Origin of the sequence: Massilia glaciei (assembly GCF_003011895.2) — a bacterium.
GTDB lineage: Bacteria > Pseudomonadota > Gammaproteobacteria > Burkholderiales > Burkholderiaceae_D > Telluria_A > Telluria_A glaciei.
Window position 1 is genome coordinate 1 of the sequence record NZ_PXWF02000189.1, and the last position, 1,762, is coordinate 1,762.

Consider the following 1,762-nt stretch of genomic DNA (forward strand, 5'->3'; position numbering starts at 1 on the left):
CTTGTCCTGCTGGGGTTTTTTTTCGCCCTTCCACTATTAATTTGCCTTTTAAGCAACAAAATGGCATGATCCCCATATTCTAACGACCAACAAACCGGAGATACCGCTTGAAGACTTGCTATAAACGTCTGGCTATCGCATTGCTTCTCCCAATGTTCATGACCACGCCAGCGCATTCGGCGCAGCCGGAAGACAAGTGCAAGCTGGTAGCAGTGGGAAATCTTCCCCTCACTTTCACCGGTGGCGCATTCGCGCCAACAATCGACGGCAGCATCAACGGCAATCCAACCAAGGTCCTGATCGACCTTAGCTCTTACGAAACGAACATCGGCACAGCCGCGCTCGATGCGATGGGCATTTCATATCGTGACACGTTTCAAAACGTAAGCGCCATTGGTGGACCGGCCACTATGTATGAGACCCGGCTCGACGAGTTAAAAGCCGGACCCGCAAAGGGCAAAGGCAGGTTCCGCGTGTACGACTCCGACAGCACGGATTTCGGCTTTCGGGTGGGCGCCGACTTCCTGCTGCGGCTGGACCTGGAAATTTCGTTGGCCCAGAAGTACCTCAAATTCTGGAGTCCGGTTGACTGCGGCGGCAAACATCTTGCGCATTGGGACGCGGACGCCGTCGTTATTCCTTTTTACGTCGTCGGGAGCGACGACGCGCGGCCCCTTTTCAAAGTGAAGATCAACGGACATGAAGCGGAGGCCATGTTTTCTCCATCCACCGCAATGTCCATCATCGACAGTAATCTTGCGAAGAAAATTGGCTTGGCACCCAACTCGCCTCAGATGACTGCAGCCGGCGAGATCAAAGGAAGGGGCGGCCAAACCATGAAATCATGGTTTGCCAAAATCGACCAATTGGAAATTGGGGAAGAAAAAATACAGAACGTCCAAATTAGGATGTTGGACACAAGTCCATCGGTGCAGGTGATTTTGGGCGCCGATTTTATGCGCGCGCACAGGATTCTGATCTCGACCACGCAACAACGGATCTACCTTACCTACACCGGTGGCGATATCTTCCCCAAGGTCCCCGGCATCAACCAGGCCTGGTTTCGGGCGGAAGTAGCAGCCGGAAATCCTGATGCGCAGGTGCGCATGGGGGATGCCGAAGGTGAGAAGCCAACGGCAGAGCGTGACAACGGCGCGCAAGTCACGTGGTACCAAAAGGCAGCGGCGCAGGGGAATCGAACAGCACAGATCAAGCTCGGTCGAAAAAAATTCGCTAGTGGGGACTTTGCCGGCGGCGCGATCGATTTCAAGCAGGCACAGGCGCAAAGAGTCACCCTCCAACTGACTGCCGAGCTCTATCTCGCGTCGGCACGTTCTGGCAACGCGGCCCAGGCATTGGAAGATATCAAGGCGACCAAACTCAAAAAAACCGACGATTGGTCGCAAAACCTGATCGACTTCGTTCTCGGTAAAATCGATTCAGAAAAATTGCGCAAGCGGCCGGCCAAAGGGATGTGGTCGAAGGACGCCGCCGCTTGCACTGCTGAATTCTATATCGCCCAATCGCACCTCATCGCTGGCCAAGCCGCGCTGGCCCGGCCAGCGCTCGAAGCGGCGATCGCCGCATGCAAGGATCGCACATTCGAATCCGAAGCCGCGCAAATGGATCTGGACCGGTTGCCCAGATAATCAGCGGATCAATCCAGATGGGTTTTTCTCCTGTAGGCCATTGATTTTCTTTGGTTTTTTTTTGCAATGAGATGGCATGATTCAAGGATGCTAATGAACCAGGTGCGTATTTC

Annotated in this window: 1 protein-coding gene; it reads left to right on the forward strand. The window is 54.1% G+C overall.

The genetic code is table 11. The annotated features are described in order from the left end of the window. The first annotated feature begins 107 nt into the window (after positions 1-107). A complete protein-coding gene (locus C7C56_RS11500; RefSeq protein WP_146204437.1) occupies positions 108-1,649 on the forward strand; it encodes a retroviral-like aspartic protease family protein in 1,542 nt (513 codons plus the stop codon). The last annotated feature ends 113 nt before the right edge of the window (positions 1,650-1,762 follow it).